The organism is Belliella marina (assembly GCF_042682445.1).
GTDB classification, from domain to species: domain Bacteria; phylum Bacteroidota; class Bacteroidia; order Cytophagales; family Cyclobacteriaceae; genus Belliella; species Belliella marina.
In genome coordinates this window covers 264,674-283,316 of the sequence record NZ_JBHUHR010000039.1, presented here as the reverse complement: position 1 = coordinate 283,316, position 18,643 = coordinate 264,674, and the positions used below count along the sequence as shown (strand labels likewise).

General features: G+C 39.5%; 10 protein-coding genes. 5 read left to right on the top strand and 5 right to left on the bottom strand.

Annotation, left to right across the window (positions count from 1 at the left end; translation table 11 throughout):
- Positions 1-146: 146 nt before the first annotated feature.
- Complete coding sequence (locus tag ACFSKL_RS15095; RefSeq protein ID WP_376887148.1) at positions 147-1,559, bottom strand: TlpA family protein disulfide reductase; 1,413 nt, start codon at positions 1,557-1,559, stop codon at positions 147-149.
- Positions 1,560-2,233: 674 nt separating this feature from the next.
- Positions 2,234-5,773: a chromosome segregation protein SMC gene (gene smc / locus ACFSKL_RS15090; protein ID WP_376887147.1), complete on the bottom strand. Its 3,540-nt coding sequence runs from the start codon at positions 5,771-5,773 to the stop codon at positions 2,234-2,236.
- 70 nt (positions 5,774-5,843) lie between these two features.
- Here smc and ACFSKL_RS15085 point away from each other — a divergent pair, with 70 nt between their 5' ends.
- From ACFSKL_RS15085 to ACFSKL_RS15065, 5 genes are all read left to right on the top strand, one after another.
- Positions 5,844-6,398 (top strand): hypothetical protein, encoded by a 555-nt coding sequence (locus ACFSKL_RS15085; RefSeq protein WP_376887146.1) that lies wholly within the window; start codon positions 5,844-5,846, stop codon positions 6,396-6,398.
- Positions 6,399-6,486: 88 nt separating this feature from the next.
- Complete coding sequence (locus ACFSKL_RS15080) at positions 6,487-6,990, top strand: QcrA and Rieske domain-containing protein (RefSeq protein ID WP_376887145.1); 504 nt, start codon at positions 6,487-6,489, stop codon at positions 6,988-6,990.
- A complete protein-coding gene (locus tag ACFSKL_RS15075) occupies positions 6,990-7,538 on the top strand; it encodes a YceI family protein (RefSeq protein ID WP_376887144.1) in 549 nt (182 codons plus the stop codon). The genes ACFSKL_RS15080 and ACFSKL_RS15075 overlap by 1 nt, the downstream gene beginning before the upstream one ends.
- Before the next feature lie 3 nt (positions 7,539-7,541).
- A complete protein-coding gene (locus ACFSKL_RS15070; RefSeq protein ID WP_376887143.1) occupies positions 7,542-8,405 on the top strand; it encodes a DUF5777 family beta-barrel protein in 864 nt (287 codons plus the stop codon).
- A gap of 210 nt (positions 8,406-8,615) precedes the next feature.
- Entirely contained in the window at positions 8,616-9,545 is a 930-nt protein-coding gene (locus tag ACFSKL_RS15065) for a helix-turn-helix transcriptional regulator (RefSeq protein WP_376887142.1), read from the top strand.
- A 7-nt stretch (positions 9,546-9,552) separates the two neighbouring features.
- Here ACFSKL_RS15065 and ACFSKL_RS15060 read toward each other — a convergent pair whose 3' ends face one another.
- Genes ACFSKL_RS15060 through ACFSKL_RS15050 form a run of 3 tightly spaced genes read right to left on the bottom strand, consistent with a single transcriptional unit; the run spans position 9,553 to position 18,635 of the window.
- Complete coding sequence (locus tag ACFSKL_RS15060; protein ID WP_376887141.1) at positions 9,553-13,188, bottom strand: phage tail protein; 3,636 nt, start codon at positions 13,186-13,188, stop codon at positions 9,553-9,555.
- 24 nt (positions 13,189-13,212) lie between these two features.
- Positions 13,213-14,685 (bottom strand): contractile injection system tape measure protein, encoded by a 1,473-nt coding sequence (locus ACFSKL_RS15055; RefSeq protein ID WP_376887140.1) that lies wholly within the window; start codon positions 14,683-14,685, stop codon positions 13,213-13,215.
- Positions 14,682-18,635 carry a hypothetical protein gene (locus ACFSKL_RS15050; protein ID WP_376887139.1) on the bottom strand — a complete coding sequence of 1,318 codons (3,954 nt, stop codon included), beginning with the start codon at positions 18,633-18,635 and terminating at the stop codon, positions 14,682-14,684. Before ACFSKL_RS15050 ends, ACFSKL_RS15055 begins: the two co-directional genes overlap by 4 nt.
- Positions 18,636-18,643 lie beyond the last annotated feature (8 nt).

Here is an 18,643-nt window from a genome sequence, read left to right as displayed (position 1 = left end):
AAATCTACTACTAAAATCTTAATAAAACATACATTGACTTAAAATTATTTTTATTATAAAAGGGGAATAAGTTTTCTAAACCTATTCCCCTTTTTAATGGTAAAAGAAAGAAATCCTACACTATAAAAGCTAGATTTTCATAATATTTAAAGGTATTTTTCCAAAGTTTCCCTGATTTTTCCGGAAGGTCTATCAGCAGAAGGGTCTATCACTTTGCCTTCTTCATCCAAAAGCAAAAATCTTGGGATAGCATTTACCATAAAGTGCTGGGCCAAATCAGACTTCCAAGCGTTTTCTGCAAACCATTGTAAGCCTTCCATGTTTTTGGCTTTGACCATCTTTTCCCATGGTTCTTTGTTGTCATCTATTGAAACAGTCAGGAATGCAACTTTTTTGTCTTTGTATTCTTCCTTCATTTTGTCCCAATGCGGATGCTCTGCTATACACGGCCCACACCAAGTAGCCCATATATCGATGTATACAAGTTGACCTTTTAGATCACTCAATTTAACTTCTTCCCCTTCAATGTTGACAAAGGAAAAGTCTGGAACTTCTTTTCCCGGAGAAATTGGCTCCCATTTGTCTTTGATTTCATTCAGCTTCTTGGCATATTTTGGAGATTGGTTTTCTGCCATAAATTTGTCATATGAGTCTTTTACATGGGAAGGGCCTCGGTACTCCATATTGGACTTGATGGAATTATACAGGAAATGGTCTTTCACACTCGGGTCTTTCAATAAGGAATCCATAGCGATCATCCTGGCTTTTTCATAAGCGTTTTCACTTGCTTTCAGTGAGCTGTCATTTTTTATCAACTCACTCGAAAGCTTGCCTACAACCCTATCGACTATAGAAGTATATGAACGCACATTCAAAAGTTCTTTTTGATCCAATGGGACTTTAGCCATTTTGGCATCTATATCTTCGGTAGGGAAGTCTATAGAGTCTTGAGGTACTTTTGTCAGATGGGCATGGTACATTGGGTACTGTGAATCGAAAATGAGTGGCTCATAGGTATAATACGCATCTTCTCTTGCCACAAATCCAGCATCAATACCTTCTGTTCTTTTCAATTCTTCAAATTTCACTTTTGAAAGCGCAAAAAGACTGTCTTTCTTGATGAAATATTCATCTTTTGGATTGGCCATCAATACCATAAGGTTGTTCAAACCACTTTTCGAATTGGTCTGTGATTTTTCAAAAAGATATTGGTTTTCTATCTCGTGATCTCCCTGTACTTTATAAGTGTCAGGCACTTCTTTTGCATCCACAGTGACATAGATACTGTCCCCTGGGCTGATAAAAAGTTCAAAACGGTTTCTGCCTGCTATCAGCATGTATCCAGCAGATTCTTCTCCTTCAAAACTCAAGCTGAAATTACCTTCATCATCCATTTCGGTTGTGGCAATTTCCTGATCCAAATAGAGTCTGACCTCTTTTGAATCCTCATTTTCTATTTTACCCGCTACGATTACCGTGGGGTCTTTCGGCTCAGATTTTTGGGAACATCCAAATCCCAAAATCATTAAAATTAAGGCAATGTTGATACTTTTCTTCATAGTTCTCTCTAATATGGGTATGGTTCAAATATTAAATTTATTGAATAGTGAATGATATTATTCAATTTTTGCATTCTAAAATACAACTAAAAATTTTAAATAAAAAGATTGTCCGAGCAGATGTTTGAAAAGGGATTGTAGGAAATGGGGACATTTTTCTTTTTCATCTATAATATTTAATGGAGAAAAACTGCAGACTAGAGAAATTCAATTGATATCATGGGATACGATTCCAATTAGGAACCTTCACCCTGAAATCTTCAATTTCCCCACAAATCCACCTGAACAAAAATCAAGATCGCAGGGCTACGCCCCTTAAAGCATAAATCTATGGAATACGAAAATTGCCAATGGACAATTTCCAACCGCAGGTCAGCAAAATAGGGGCGTAACCCTATCTTCTTCGTAGAAAAAGCATCATCAAACAAGTACCAGAGGTGTGTAGCCCTGAAATCTTTGCTATTATATCCAAATCCCGATTTAAATTAAGCAAATGAAAAGCAGGTAGCTGAACCACGCCCTAAGCATAAATCTATAGAGTACGAAAATTGCCAATGGACAATTTCCAACCGCAGGTTCGCAAAATAGAGGCGTAGCCCTATCTTCTTCGTAGAAAAAACATCATCAAACAAATACCAGAGGGACGTAGCCCTGAAATCCCTCAACCCAATTTATCAAACCAACTCCCGCAAATCTACCGGTACAACCCGGGAAACACCAGCTTCAATCATTGTGATCCCATAAATGATGTCTGTACTCGCCATCGTGCGCTTATTGTGGGTCACGATGATGAATTGGGATTCTTTGGAGAATGTCTGGATGATATTGTTGAACTTATCTATATTGGCGTCATCCAAAGGTGCGTCAACTTCATCAAAAATACAGAAAGGCGCAGGCTTCAACAGGTAGATTGAAAATAGGAGCGAAGTAGCTGTCAGGGTTTTCTCGCCACCGGAAAGTTGGTTGATGGTCAAAGGTCTTTTTCCTTTTGGTTTAGCCATGATTTCGATTGGACTCTCCAATGGATTATCTGGATCTACAAGCTTTAGATCACAATCATCTTCATCTGTAAAGAGAGACCTGAATACCTTGACAAAGTTCTCTTTGATTTTAGCAAAAGCATCCAAGAAAGTATCCTTGGCAACTTGGTCGATTTCTTTGATGGTCTCCATCAGAGAGTTTTTTGCCTTTTCCAAATCCTCTTTCTGAGCTGTGATGAAAGTATGTCGTTCTTTGATTTCATCATAGGCTTCCATTGCCATAGGATTGATAGGACCTATTTTTTCAAGCTTGTCTTTACATTTCTGCACTATCTGACGGATTTCAGAATCATCTAAATCCATATATGCTTCATCCACTTCAGGGTTTTCCTCCATCAGGCTATCCAGATCTATCTCAAACTCCACACTCAACCGTTCCTTCATGCCATTGAGTTTAAGTTTGACTTCGTTGAGTGCATTTTGAAGTTCCTGGATAATAGTATCCATGCTTTCCTTGCTTTTCTGCAATTCCCGGATCTGCTTGTCCGCCGTATCTATTTCTCCCCTTGCTGCATAGTATTCCTTTTCCGCTTCATTTACACCTTTTTCTATGCTTTCTTTTTCTGTATATAGTTCTATCAATTCATCATCCTTGACCTCGTTGTTATCAAGTAAGGACCTGATTTCCTGATCTATTGAACTGTGTTCAATCTGTGATTTTTCTATTCTTTCCTTACTGCCTTCGAATGCACTCCTTTTGAATTCAATTTCCTGTTCCAGACTCGTCACCCGGTTGAGATGCTGGTGGTATTGGATATTCTCTTGGTTGAATGTCGCAGATTTTTGGGAAAGACTGTCGGTTTCTGTTTGAAGCTGTTCAGTCAATGTCTCCAGTTCGGTTTCCAAATATTCAAACTTTGCCTTTTCATTTTCCAACTGCGGAATGATTTGGGAAAGACTGTCTTGGAGTTCCTCGATTCTTTCGAGAATATCCTCCTTCTTGTTTGCATTGGAGGAAAGCATCTCGCTGAGTTGCTCTTTTTTGGTTCTTATGGAAACATACTCCTGGTTGATTTCATTGATCTCAAGCTGCAGGCTTTCTATTTTTGATTTGTAGCTGATTTCTTTCAGTTTGAGCAGATCACTGATTTTCTTGTCAAGATTTGACCTTGTCGAGCTGACTTTCTTGTTGAGTTCCTTGATTTCCTTTTCGAGCTTTTCCAGGTTTTTTGCCCGGCCGATTCTTTTCCCTTCAAAAAGCCCAACCGATCCACCTGAAATGCTGAATTTCCTCTTGGTAAACTTACCACTTTCAGTGATGAAAATTGAATGCTGGTCTACTGGGAAATCATGGTATTCTCCTTTGACGATATATACATCATCAAGAATAAAACTGATCAATTTGGCATATTTCTCATCAAATTCGATGATCTCAGTCGCAGCGATGGCATTGGGGAAAAGCTTGTTTTGGGAAGCCTGGAATCTATCAAAATGCTCCAAAACAAAGAAATTGGCCTTGCCACGGGCGGCATCACTGAGAAGATTGACAGCCATGATAGCTTGGTCTTCCGTGTCCACCACATAATAGTTCATGTAGCCTTCCAGGTAGTTTTCTATTGTCACCCTGTATCTTTCATCGGTGGTCAGGATATCCGAAAGGAGGGGAGTGTCTTTGCCCCAATTTGAGTTCTTTTTCAGAAACTTGATTGCTTCGGGAAATCCCTCCAGATTCTCAACAAGTGATTTTGTCAAATTGAATTCATTCTGCTTTGCATCCAGTTTTCGGGAAGTTTGGGTGACTTCCTCCCGGATCATCTCTATGACCTTATTATGGTCTTCTATCTTTTGGTTTTGTTCTTCTTCTTTTGCTTTGATCTGTGCCAAATCCGAAGATTTTTTGTCCAAATCCTCCTTCAGAAGTTGGATTTTATCTTCGAAATCTGCCAGATTTGCCTCTTGGCTATTGTCATCGGAAGCGGTTTTTTCGAGTTCCTGCTTCAAAGTAGACAGCTGGATCTGCTTGATCTCTTGATCCTTGGAAAGCTGGTAGACAGAGTCTTTTTTCAGCGTAAACTCCCTACTGATTTCTTTTTGTCTTTCCTGTATGTCGGTCTGTGCGTTTTTTTGGGTTTCGTACGCATTACGCAGTTCTTCCACTGTCACCTCCCGTTCGGAAAGCAATTTATTCGCACTTTCCAATTCCTGTTCCAATGACCTGATACTGAATCCCGCCCGATCATTTGACTTCCGGTCAGTGTCTATTTGCTCTCTTAACTTTTGCGCCCGATCTTCCAAAAACCTCAATCTTTCATTCTTGATTTTTTTGTCGGATTCAAATTGTCTGATTTTGTTCACATGGTCATTCAGTGTCTTTTGGCGGGAAGCGAGCAATTTCTCTTTTTGAAGCAAATCAGCTTTGCTAAACTCCAAGAACGCTTCTTTTTCGCTGACTTTGGCATTGATCATGACTTTGTTGTCACTCTCACCTTCTATCTTTTTGTTGAGTTCGATCAGGGAATCACTGTGTTTGGCGACAGATTTTTTGGCCAAGTTGATACTCGCTTCTTTGTACTCCTGCTTGATTTCAAAATATTTGGATGTCTGTTTCGCCTGCTTCTCTAAGCTTTTGAGATTTTTTTCTATTTCAAAAAGTACATCTTCCACTCGGTCCAGATCACCATCGGTATCTTCCAATTTCCGGAGTGTTTCTTTTTTCCTTGCTTTAAACTTGGAGATTCCTGCCGCTTCTTCGAATAGGTCCCTTCTTGAATTATTCTTGTCATTCAATAATTCCTCGATCATTTTCAATTCAATGATCGCATAGCTGTTGGAATTGATCCCCGTATCCATGAAGAGGTTGGTGATATCTTTGAGCCTACAGGCAATCCCATTCAATAGGTACTCACTTTCACCACTTCTGTAATATCTTCTAGTGATGGTTACATGCGTATACTCGGTAGGAAGTAGGTTTTTGGTATTTTCAAATGTCAGTGAAACCTCCGCCAAGTTGGTTGGTTTGCGGTTTTTGGTACCATTGAAGATGACATTCTCCATCTTGTCGGAGCGGAGCATCCTTGACTTTTGTTCACCCAATACCCAGCGAATAGCATCTACCACATTGGACTTTCCACAACCATTGGGGCCGACGACCCCAGTGATGCCTTTGTCGAAATGGATGACCATCCTGTCTCCAAAACTTTTGAAGCCTTTTATCTCTAGCTTACTTAGTAGCATGCTTTATTCGGATTATTTGTGAACAAGAAACAAATTTATAACTATATTAGAATCATCAAAAAGAAAAATCATGGATGGCATAGGAAATATTCTATATGTAGTAGCAATAATCATTTACTTTATCTACACAGCTGTAAAGAAAGGGAAAAAGAACGATGATGTCTATATACCTGAACAAGAGCCAGATCAGGATCCCAACCAAAGGCCAGTTTCTTTTGAGGATTTGTTGAAGGAAATCAGGGGAGGGCAAAAGGAAAGAGAAAGGGATCTGGAGCACTCGGGCCAAGGAACCGTAGTGGAAGATCGGCAATGGTCAAAGCCATTGGTAAGTCCAGAGCCTGAAAAATATGAAACAAGTTCAGATAAATTGAGGAAAAACCAACCTGTAAATGATGCTTACGGTGATTACTCAGGCTCTATTTCAAGCAGTCAAGTCCCTAAATTGAAGACTTTGGATGAGCAGGTAAGTATCAACTCTTCACTGACAGGATTAAAGGTAAGTGAATCTAGAACAACCAAAAGGAGATCAGGAAAGAACAACAGGTACCAAAAAATGCTTTCCAATCCACAATCAGTTCGGGATGCAGTCATCTTGAGTGAAATTTTGAACAAAAAACATTTTTGATTCTTTTGTGAATTCCAAAGTCAACGAGCCACAGAATTTTTTGATAATGCTATAATCCACTGCAAACTTTTACCTCGTAAATGTGGTCATGGAAAACATAATCACATACAAGATTGGTCAGCTGACAAAAGAAAGAAGAAATTTTCTGAAAAAGTCAGGTTCATTGGCAGTGATGTCGCTATTTGGTGTTGGATTTTTTACTTCATGTGCAAATGATGACGACACCAACCCGAGCGGTAACACACCGAACCAACCCGGTGACAATGCTGCAGGAATCACAGTCAACAACAACACAGTTGCCATCGATCTTTCAATTGTAACCAATTTGAATAATACAGGTGGTTGGCTATTGATTATCGCTGCTCAAATGCTTGTTGTCAATACAGGCAACGGATTCAATTCATTGACATCTGTATGCACTCACTCGAATTGCGATAGAAATTGGTCATTGAACAATAGTCAATTTGTATGTTCATGCCATGGATCCAGATTTACAACAACTGGAGCAGTGGTTCAAGGACCTGCAACACAGCCATTGGCTTCATTTAGCAACAGCAGGTCTGGAGATATACTTACGATAAACAGAGGGTAATGAAAAATCCAGCCATATTATTCTTTCTCCTCCTCATAACGGTAGTCCCAAGGGATGCTTTTGCGCAAGTGTATAAGACTGAAAGTGGAAAAGCGGAATTCTTGTCAAAAGCTCCCTTAAATGAATTTACGGGAAAATCATCAAATCTCAACGGCTTGATAGATTTGGAGGAAAATGTCCTTGATTTTTTTATTGATCTAAACACCCTAAAAACAGGAATAGGGTTGAGAGATCGACATATGAGGGAAAATTACCTTGAAACAAAGAAATATCCATTTGCTGAGTTTGTCGGTAAAATCAAAGAAAATGTGGCTATAAAAACAGGTGAAAGTAAAGCTGTTACTGCGATAGGTACATTTAAAATACATGGGAAAGAAAAGGAAATCACTGTGCCTGGAAAATTAACGGCAGTTTCACCAAATGAGCTAAAACTGGAGGCAACTTTTAAAATCTTGCTTTCTGACTACAATATCGATATCCCAAAAGTTGTGTTTTATGAGTTGGCAGAAGAACAGACAATCTCCATCTCCAGCAATCTAAAAAAATAAGCTATGAAATTCAGATTTATACTGTTCATCTTTTTTCTTTCCCAACCAGCAATGGCGCAACTGGAAAGAAAACTGGCTACAGAAAGCCAAGAAGTAGACTTGATCTTTCATGCCCCAAGGCATATCAACCTGCTCACTGTGGAGCCGTTGGACAAAAACACACTCCATTTTGCCATTATGCATACATTTGGTCCATTAGATGGTGGGGTTCAAAACCTCTTTGGTCTGGACAATGGAGCTAATATTCAGTTTAGTTTTGAATATGCATTGAGCGATAAATTTTCATTGGCTACATCCCGTTCAAGTAGAGATAAGTTCTATAACCTTTATGGGAGATATCATTTATTAAAACAAACGCAAGATAACCAAATGCCATTTTCACTTTCTTTGATGGGAGGGGCTGGAGTCAATTCTTCGGATTATACTTTTCTCCAAAATGAAAATCCCAATTTCTATGAAAGGACAAGCTATGCTGCCCAAATAATGTTTGCCAGAAAATTCAGTGATAAATTAAGTATTCAGGTCTCTCCGATGATGGCATATTTCAATGATCCCAACCCAATATACTTTATAGAAGGTGATCAGAATTTGTACTTGGCATTGGGTTTCAGTGGAAAATACAAAATCACAGGAAAGTCTTCTCTTACCCTGCAGTACATTCCAAACCTCAACAATGATCTTAGGAATAATTTGGGTGTAGGAATTGATGTAGAAGCCGGAGGCCATGTATTCCAAATGTACTTTGTGACATCACAAGCACTCAATGAACAATATCTCCTTGCAGCTGGAAATGGAAGAATTGGAGAGGAGTTCAGGATAGGATTCAATGTCAATCGAGTTTTCGCAACAGGAAGAAAAGGAAGGTGATTGGGGAATTGATTGAGTAATTAGGGGAATGGCCGATTGAGTTATGGGTTGATTGGGTAATTGTTTTATCTGGAAAATCTTGGTACATCGTACATTGTACAACCTTTTTACCATTTCCTGATTATTTTCAAAAAGTAAGAATTCAATTAGAAAGTGGGACTTATGGGAATTTAGATTTTTAAAACTATCTTTTGGCTTCAAAATAGAGCCATGGCACAATCATCCCAAATAGAACAGCAGAAAATCCTGAGAATATTTAAGTTAATCAATTTGCTCAGGAGCAATATCGGCAAACCTGTACACAAACTTGCAGAGACATTGGGTACTGATACCCGGACGGTCTATAGATATTTCAAACTGTTGGAGGCTTTGGGGTTTCAGATTGAAAAAAAGCATTCCAAATTTAGAATCATTGATAGGGTAGAGAACCCCACTGAATACAATTTTGGGACATTTTCCGAGGAGGAGATAAATTTTGTAGCCAGCTTGATCAATAAGCAGTCGAAGAAAAACCTGCTCAAAGATTCCATACTCCAAAAGATTACGCTGAGATCAGATTTCCAACAGAGTGTCAACCAGCTCTTCAATGCCAATTTGGGTAGGTTTGTTGATCTTTTGGTAGATGCCATCAAAAGTAAGAACCAAGTCATTTTGAAAGATTATTATGCACCAAGCAGTGATTCTGTTATGGATCGTCTGGTAGAGCCAGTTTCTTTCAGCAAAAATTTTGATTCAATCCATGCGTTTGAGGTGGAAAGCCAGATGATGAAGGTATTCAAAATAGAACGGATAGGGGATGTGCAGTTGACGAGCACTGCTTTTGAATCTGAAGACTTACACCAACCCCTAGAACAGGGATTGTTTGGATTTACAGGAAAGAATAAATTCCATATCCATTTGAGAATGAGTAAGCGGGCTTACCAATTGATGATGGAAGAATATCCGGATGCCAAGCCATTTATCTACAGCAAAAATAGGCATCAATATTATTTTGAAGGAGACATCCCCCAGCTACCGGGCATTGCGAGATTTATCCTTGGATTGCCTGGAGAGATTTATGTGATAGAAGGTGATGAGCTGAAGGAATATTTACTGGGACAGATAGGGAAGATGAAGTTTTGGGATAGTGTTAAGGATTGAGGTCTCGTTAACCTTTGATACTTAAAGTTTTATTTTGCTTCATTGCATTTTCTATATTATTGATGTTATTATCATATGTGTTAGTATCCCTGTCTTTATATACCTTTTTCATCCTACTTTTAAGATTCTTGAAACTTTTGAAATTCCCATTCTTTCCTTTTTCTGCCAGAACTTCTCTGGCAAAAGAATGAGTCATATTAAATTGAGTGACAAATATCGGTTCTCCGGAATCGTTTAAATTTATTTTAACATTTTTAACACTTTTGGAAGGTTTTGAGAGATTTGGAAATGGAAAATTCTCAGTTTTATTATTTTCTTTTATTGTGATATTTACAGATATTTCCTGCCCAAAGTTTGTAATGTCATGTTTTAAGGGACTTACATCATCAGGATGATTTTTCCAGGTAGTTTCATATCTTAATGTTTTTCCTTCTTCGGTTTTCTTTTTGGCAAAATCTTCAGGACCCGATGACATTAACGAGTTTGTTGTTTGAGGGATGATTGAAATATTTTTTTCTTCTCCAACACCTCCAAACTCTTCACTGACCATGTGCCCTCTTCTCCAAAATTGATTTCCTGTTTTATTTAAAACTTGGGCATGTTTCCACCCTGGAATCACCTTTGGCTTTGAACCTTTTTTTCTATTACTAGTGAGTGGATCAGCTACAGATTTTTGTGGACTTGGATATGATACTTTCGTTTCTTCTTTGGCACCTTCTACTTTTGTACCTGTTGCTGTCCCTCCACTTCCCTTCCAATCATATTTCCAATTGTCTCCTTCTTGTCTTGGAGTAATTGATTTAAATACCGGATGCTGCTTTTTGGTGTTTTTTGCTACATCTTGGGCTTGTTCCAATGTAAGTTTTGCATTGCCATCTTTATCTTGTCTTTTTTCCTCTTCTTTCAAATAAATTAGCCCTGCATCTATTTTCTTCTGCTTCTCAGGATCATTTTTGGATTCTTTTTCCCCACCAATACCAATTTTTGCCAAGAACTTTTTACCCAACTCCTTGATCTTCATCCAGAGTTTGGTGATCGCTTTGGCTACCCGTTCTTGGATTTTGGTCATGATGGCGATTACCTTATCTGCCAAGCCTCCGATTCCCAGAAGGTTTGCCAAGAATCCTATCACCAAAGGAACAGCTCTTGCCAAAGCCCCTTCAATCGCATTGGCAACTGCTGTGATACTTCCCGATGCCACGGCCCTGACACTTTCTACAAACGCACTGACCAATTCGATAATCTGTGCAGCTTTCTGGACAAAGAATGTGACCACATCTATGATTGCCATAGCAGCTTTGATAAATGCCCCAACAGGGGAAAGCAATCCCATAAGCCATTTGATGCCTGCATTGATGATGGTGTCCCGAATCATGGTTTTGATACCTTCGATGACCAGTTCCTTGAGGTCATTAAACTGCTCCTTAATGTATTCCCAGAGTCCTGCCAGTCCTTCATTTTTCAGAATCATGATAATTTCAAAACCTGTTTCAAAGGCTTTCATCACCGGTTCCCCGATTACTTTGACCCCAATGGCCCTGACCCTTTCCCAAGTGAAACCAAGGATTTGGCTGACGAGAGAGAAAATCCCTTTCAGAGAGAATATATCTTCTGGGAGTTGTATGCCGACATTTCCCAAAGCACCAGTGAGCCAACCTATCAATCCAGCTTGGAGATGGGTAAGGATATTTTTACCAAAATTCTCCAAGCCCAATGCGATTCCGCTGAATAGGTTTTTCAGGAATCCTATCGGATCTTCGATGATGGTATTGACCACATCTGCAATGGCACTCAGCAAGTTTAAGAACATATCCTTGAGTGCGATGATGACGCCAATGACTTCTCCAACTGCATCCAATGCCATATCTATCAAGCCCCGGTTTTCTGCTTGCATTTCTTCAATTCGGGCATCTACCTCCTGCAAGCTTTCCATGTATTGGGCTGCAAGGCTGTCTACCAAGGCACTTTGTTTTTCATTGACACTGTCATCCAAACTATCAAACTGGGTTTGGATAGCTTCTGCTGCTTCGGTCCCGATGCTCTGGAGGTTTTCCGGCAACTCGGCTACATATTGTGCCACTTCATTTCGACCTTCCTGAATGGTTGTTTTTGCAAGGTTTAGTTCATTGGCAACTGTCTCGGCGATCGGGTCAAGTGCTTTCTCGATATATTCTATATAAACTTGTCTGCCTTCAGTGAAAAAGTCATTGATTTCATCTGGCATCCCCGCAAGTTTGTCATAGCCCCATCTCAATGCCCCATCAGCTCCACTATACCTCTCTGCTTTATATGCCCTCATTTTCCTATCCACATATTGCTCAAAAAGTTGCTTAGCCTTAGTCGCCGCAGCTGTAAACATCTGTGTTACTTTTTCTTCCAACGCACCGAGGATCTCGTCTACTTTTGTCTTGGTTCGTTCATAAATAGCATCGATGTCAGCGGCAATCCTGCTCCTTTCTGCTGAATCGTTCGAGCCTGTTTGTTCTTGGGTAAGTGCAAGTTGGTCGAAAGAAGCGTTTCTATCCCCATGCATTTCCTCCAATTGGCTCTGGCTGAGGTTTTCGGCTTCATTGGCATTGGCGTTCAGCGTGGATTGCTCACCGATTCTAAACTGGTCAGGAGCGGCATTCGCATGTTCTCTGGCTGTTTCCGTGGAACTGAGTGCCTGTGTAAAGCTCGGTTCATTGGCATTGGCTAATTGCTCATTGCTAATGTTGTTGCTCTCCATTTGTTGCTCAACTTCCTGGACATTTTCCTGTAGCGGGCTACTCACCTGGCTATCAGGTCTAGGATTAGGCATTGCCCTGTCAGCAGAGATACTTGCAGGGACTTCACCGATGTTAGGTTCTGGGATTTCTTCTATCTCACGCTCCACGACGGCTTCTACATCTGGTTCCGCTTCACTTGCTGCTGCTATAGGACCGGCAGATTGTTCTTGTTCTTGGTTTACTTGGGAAGTGGCATTCTGTTGTATTTCAGAGAGGTTGTTGTGCTTGTCAAACTTCGTGGCTTGCTCTGCATTTGCAGGTAACTGCATCTGTTCAATCTGCGCCATCAGTGCAGATTTGAATCCCACGGCATCAAATTCCTCCGGTTCTTGGGCGGCCATGGCTTCCACCTGACTGGATTGCGCTGCCCCCAAGCTTTCATTGCTTGCAATTGGAGCTGCACTTTGTGCCCTTTGAGATTCTATCTCCGGATCTTCATGCTGAGTTTGGTTTTCAGCTACCTGTTCACTGGCACTTCGCATGGAAATAAATGCAGGATCTTCTTGTGGAGAACTTGGATAGTTGCTTTCCATCTCATTCGAAACTTCACCTACCTCTGATTGAAGTGGTTCTTCTCCACTAAAAAGTTCTATGGAAGGGACGGAAGCTTCAGGGAGATCTAGTTCTGGCGTATCTGTTGAGGCTTTAGTTGGACTTTCGGCTGATTTGGCATTTGTGTTTTGACTAGTGGTCAGAAACTCGTTCCTAAAAAACGGATTTTGATCTTTGTCTGTGATCGGCGATTGATCAAAGCTGAAATTATTCTCAGCCCAAACAGGCACTTCACTATCAATAGCCTTCGTTTCGGAAGTCTTATTCTGGTTTGATCCAGATTTGCTTTTTGGCTTTTCGATATGTGTAGCAACTTCAGACATGCTTGTTAGATCATATAATATGGATTACCAGTTTACGAACAGGACACTCTTCATCCATGGGAACTTGATGATAGAAATATTCCAGGGAATAGAATCAAGTAGAATATCCTGTGCCAATCGGTTGACAGTCAATCTTGAATTTTTGGTTTCCAGCTTGCCTTCTCTCCAAAAGAACATCTCCCGAAGTCCATTTGCTGAAGTTGATTTCAGTTTTTTCCAATGCGAAATGGCTGCATCCAGCATGGCATCGGATTCATTGATGATCGTTTCATCAAGCTGAAAGTGCCTGTCTACAGGATAGTTTATGGGGATTCCACACAGGTATTTTTCGAGCAAAAAATCGCTTTCCATTCCCCCTGTTTTACCTGAGGAAATATAGCTTAGAGCATGTACAGCCAAGTCATAGTTTCCTTTCTGGATTTTATTTGTTTGGTCTATTGCATTTATTTTCCTGAAAAAATCCAACAGAAAAGTATGGATTAATACCAGTCCTCCATTGTTTACAAATAGAACTTCAGGTGTTTCTCTTTTTTCATCTTTTCTATTTTCGGCATCCAATTTTTTTTGGATTTTCCTTTCAGTTAACCTATCATTGACCTCCTTTGGAACAATTTTTCCAGTTGGATGATGCATGATGATATGGAAGAGTTCCAAATCGGATATTTCCAATGTGTTCTGATATCCAAATGAATTTTGAACTGGGGAATCTCTAGCCAGAAATTTCAGCGTATGAAAAAGTTTTTGTCTTTCCTTTTGGTCCAAGGAAATGAAATGTTCAAAAAATGGTAAGATGATCGTTGTCTTTTTAACCTTTTCAAACCAGATTTTGTAAAACAATAGCGAAAAAATCAGGCTTCTGATTTTAGGATTGGCAGCTCTGAGCATATTCATCACTGCTTTTTGATCGCTGCTTTCCCCTGGGAAACCTCCGTCAAAAGTCAATAAGTCCATTAACAGCTCATCATCAAATTGATAGATGAGCCTTTTGAAAGCAATGGAATCCTTTGAGATTAGCTTCTTTATATTTGCAAGTAATAGAACAAGGTCTTTGTTGCCATTTGGTTTTGAAATGAATTTTCTGAATTCTTTTTCCAATACATATCCTTTGGGAGTAAACCATGGCATCAATCCATTTGAAAGAAAATACACCAGAATTTCCCCAAAAGTCTTTTCTCTTGCTTTTCTGTTTCCATTGGGTTTGGTCTGGGGTAGGATAAGTTGGTCCAGCTTTTTCTTCAAGATGGATTCCAATTCTGATTGGTAGAATTGACTATTGGTTTTGTCTATTTTAAACCTATCCAAATTGATTTCCAATTCTGAATAATCCAGTCTCACGGTCTCCTTAAACTTGTAAGCCAACAGGATTTTTTCCAGCATAGGCAAGACATATTCATGTACAAAACGCTCTGAGTCCTTCAATATCTGTTTTGAAGATTTCGCAGATTTGATGTGCATGTCAATGGCTAATTTCTCTACTATGACCAATTGTTCTTTCATCTTTGTTGTTTAAGGATGCTCATTATATTCATGAAATGAATGATGATGATATCCTCTTTTTCATTCGCCCCATTTTTTATCCTGTATGCGATCAATTCATCCAATAGTCCCTCAAATCCCTGTAAGTTTTTAATAAATCTAGGGTCTCTTATATGTCTCTCTATAGTTCCGAACAAGGATGAAAGAATCCAAGGAAGTTCTTCGAAAACCCTCCCGTCTATACAGATTATCATTGCGTATAGCATCTCCAGGCAAATTCGGTAAACCTCAATGAGCAAGTTGATATCCTCTTGGTTTTCAGACCCCAGTATTTTGGAGAAGAGTCCTTCAAAAGTATATCTGACCATATCCAGCTCACCAAGCTTCTGTCCGGAAATAAAACTATCAGGATCTTCCTCAAATGCATTTACCACTTGCTGGAAAAAACCAAGGTCATTTTGGATTTCATCAGCGATTTTACTCCTACTTAACAATTTTGCAATTTTGGCTTTCGATTCCTTGAGACTCTCCAAGGATTTTGAAGCACAGTCACTTTCTTCCCTGCCTTTGTGTTCAAATTCAATTTCTCCGGTGATTTTTCCACATGGGGTTTGGAGAGATAAAACCACCATATTGCTACCTTCCTTGATATCTGAAAGCAGCAATTCATCGGAGGTTTTTGAGGTGATTTTTCGTTCGTTCAGATACCACTCAAACTCCTTGGAGGAAATGTTTGAGGTAATGATATGAAGGGAATTCTCTTGATCATACTTGTGATTCAGTTCCAAAACTTCATTTTTTCGGATTATGATCTTCTGTCCTGAGATTTCACCATTGATGATAAATTCAATTGGCTCATCATATATGCCAAAAGCAGAAGAAATAACAAGTTGATGGTCTTTGATACTTAATCCTGGGTATGATTTGGCCAGTTTGATACTGGCTTCTTTTGGACTGAGTTCAAAGGGAACCGAATCCGCTACTTTTTCATCCTTGCAATGTGTAGGCTCTATGCTGAAACTTACGGGTTCTTCTTCAACATTCGGGTTAATGGAGATTTGGGCCTTATCTTCACCACATGGAGTTTTTACAGAAAGGGAAACGATTATTTCATTTTTGAAGGAATTTTTGATGGTCAACAAATCCGAACTTTCTCCTTCAAATTCCTTTCCGTCTATATACCATTGGAATTCTCGTGTTTTTATATTGGAATTTACCTGATGTACTCCGTTTTCACTATCAAATTCGTGGGAAAGACTCAAGGCATGCTTCTGTCGGATAGTAGTGGATTTTTCCAACAAAACCCCATTGGCCTGGAATTGGATCAATGTGTCAAATTCCGAGAAACTTGGATCGATATGGAGGATATTTCTCTTGATCGCCAACCCCTCGATTTTTCTGGTCAATGCTACCTTTACGCCCTCTGGACTGATTTCAAATGGGACATTTAATTCCTCCCTGGCATTTTTACAAATTTCGGGAGCAATATCAAATACAACTTCTTCCTCTTCTTCTACAGGAGGGGTTATCATAAATGCTATAGGTGCATTTTTGGAACAACACATATACGGTAATGCAAAATCTGCTATCACTTTATTGTTTCTTCCATTGTAAACGATCAAAAAAGTCCCTCCATTTGGAACGCCAGCCATATGCACCATTCCAGGATGTCTATTGACAAAATTCCCAAACATTGTCTCTTTGAGAATATTGGCTTTTCTGATCAGGGTTTCCTGAAAGATTACCCGCAGGAAATCCCCAGCACAGCAATTATCCTTTAGCCTGTTCAAGATTGCCAAATAATGGTCTTCGAAATCTTGTTTTTCGTATTTATTTTTGGGATCATTGATCGTATCATTGATGAAATTGAAAGCTGTGTTGACCAGTTGACATAGGTTATTCAATGCTGAATCGTAAGATTTTAGCTGTGCATCATTGATATTATCTAAGTCCGATGGGACTTGATTTAGCAAAGCCCTGATTGCGGCAATCAATTGGGTAGGGTAGGTGACCCTCATTTTTTTATCAGTACTTTCCCAATTGACCAAATCCGGAATGGCTTTGATAATGCCTTTATCGAAATATGCCAAGTAATCATTGTAAGAGTATTTGGCTTCTATAGTATTGAAATCAAGAAATGCAAGTCCGATATCCTCTGCCCCATTGGTGATCGGGTAGTGTTTGATGGGCTCTTTATAGTATTGGACTTCTTCTATTTGGTCAATTTTCCTTGTGCTATAGTTATAATAGATTGGCTCAGATACCTTTGTTTCTGTTGCTATCCGTTCTGTTTTCACTTCTTCGGCAGGTTTCGAAGCACTTTCCATGATCCCAAAGACTGTTTTGGCAGAAGGTGCTGCATAGACATCCAAAATGCCAAAATCCTTCACAAAATAGTCCTTGATATGGTTGTGGCCGCCATTTTCCTTTGTACTAAACCCACTCAAAAATGTGATGGCTGTCTCAAACAGACAAGATTGCTGTGCTTTCCAAGCAGTAAGATGCGTTTGAAGGTCATTGAAAAATGCAGGGTAATTTTCCAATTTTATTTCCTCCAATGACATCTCTGTCCCCAGACAAATTACATCAAAATTGAGTCCATAAGCTTTTCTTTTCTTCAATACAGTATCCAATGCAGTAGCCCAATTTTTGTCATAGACTCCTTCTATCCGAAAGAAATCCTTGCAGCTCAAATCCCTCCTGAGACTATCCTCTGTATTCAACTTCGATTGTCCCAAATAATCCAACCCAAATTTCCAATTTGTAAATACAGCTTTATTGTTTCCATAATAACTGGGAATGGCTTTTTTTCCCAAGCTACCGCAAACCACTGAAGGTCTGATTTGTACCTCTATTCCATAATTGGTTGTGTAAGCATTGAGAATGGTTTCAAACCTCCTCAATAGGGATGTTATTTTTGCACGAACTTGACTGTCGTTTGCCAAAGCGGATGATTTGTAAAATCCATGTCTAAATGTAGGATCATTGATTGTTCCTAACATGATGTGTTTGGGAAATGCATGGAGATCATGGTTACAGATTGCATCAATTTGGGAAGTTGATTTCCTGATTTCATTGAATGTAGCCACCAAATCAAGAAGGAAATCATAATTGTACTGTGCATTGGGCTGGTGTTTTGGCACAAAAACATTTTGATTTCTGAGAGCTGTGGGCAAGGTAAAGTTTAAGTCTTTCTCCAAAATACCAAAAAGAAGCCTGCAGTTTAAATTGAACTCGTTTCTAAAGTCCGAAACAGTGGTATTGTATTTTTCAAGATCAACCGAGTTTCCAGCTATAAGGGAAGCTGCAAGAACCCTGTCAACTTTCAAGTCTTCGGTGTCTAGCTGTTTGATTTTTTGAAACTGTCTGTAAATACTGTCCTTGGGAACGATGACTTTCTCCACATATTCACGACGGATCAAAAAATAGCGAAGGTTGGAAATCTCGGGAATCCCTTGGCTGTCACAGTCTGATCCATTGCAGACATCGTAAGGTTTGGTATAGTTTTCCAAATACAAAACCACGACAAAATCGTTTATTTGGATACCTTCAAGTGACTTTGCTTCTGTGAAATTTTTGGCTTCCTCGGTATTCAGCAATTCCAGAATCGGGATATATTCTTCCTCAGATTGGAGAAAATGTGGGTACATAACCTTATGGTTGCTGAAGGGGATATAGGAAGAAAAAGTCTTTGCAGAAATAGAAATAGGCGAGTTATTTGGGCTTGCATTTTTGTTTTTTAGCTTGATGAGATCTCCATCTGTGGTCAAGGCTGTTCCTTGACCAATAGTCAAAGTGGATTTGGTTTGGGTTAATTCCAACCCACAGATGATTCCGGCACCGGTCAAAGCAAGTCTTGATAACCTATCCTGATTATCCAGATAATGAATGAGCAGATTGAGTTGGGCAGCAGTCAATAGCTGGTTATCTGCAAAAGATTTATAGTCTGAAGTAATGTTGAGAAGTTTCATGACCTGGT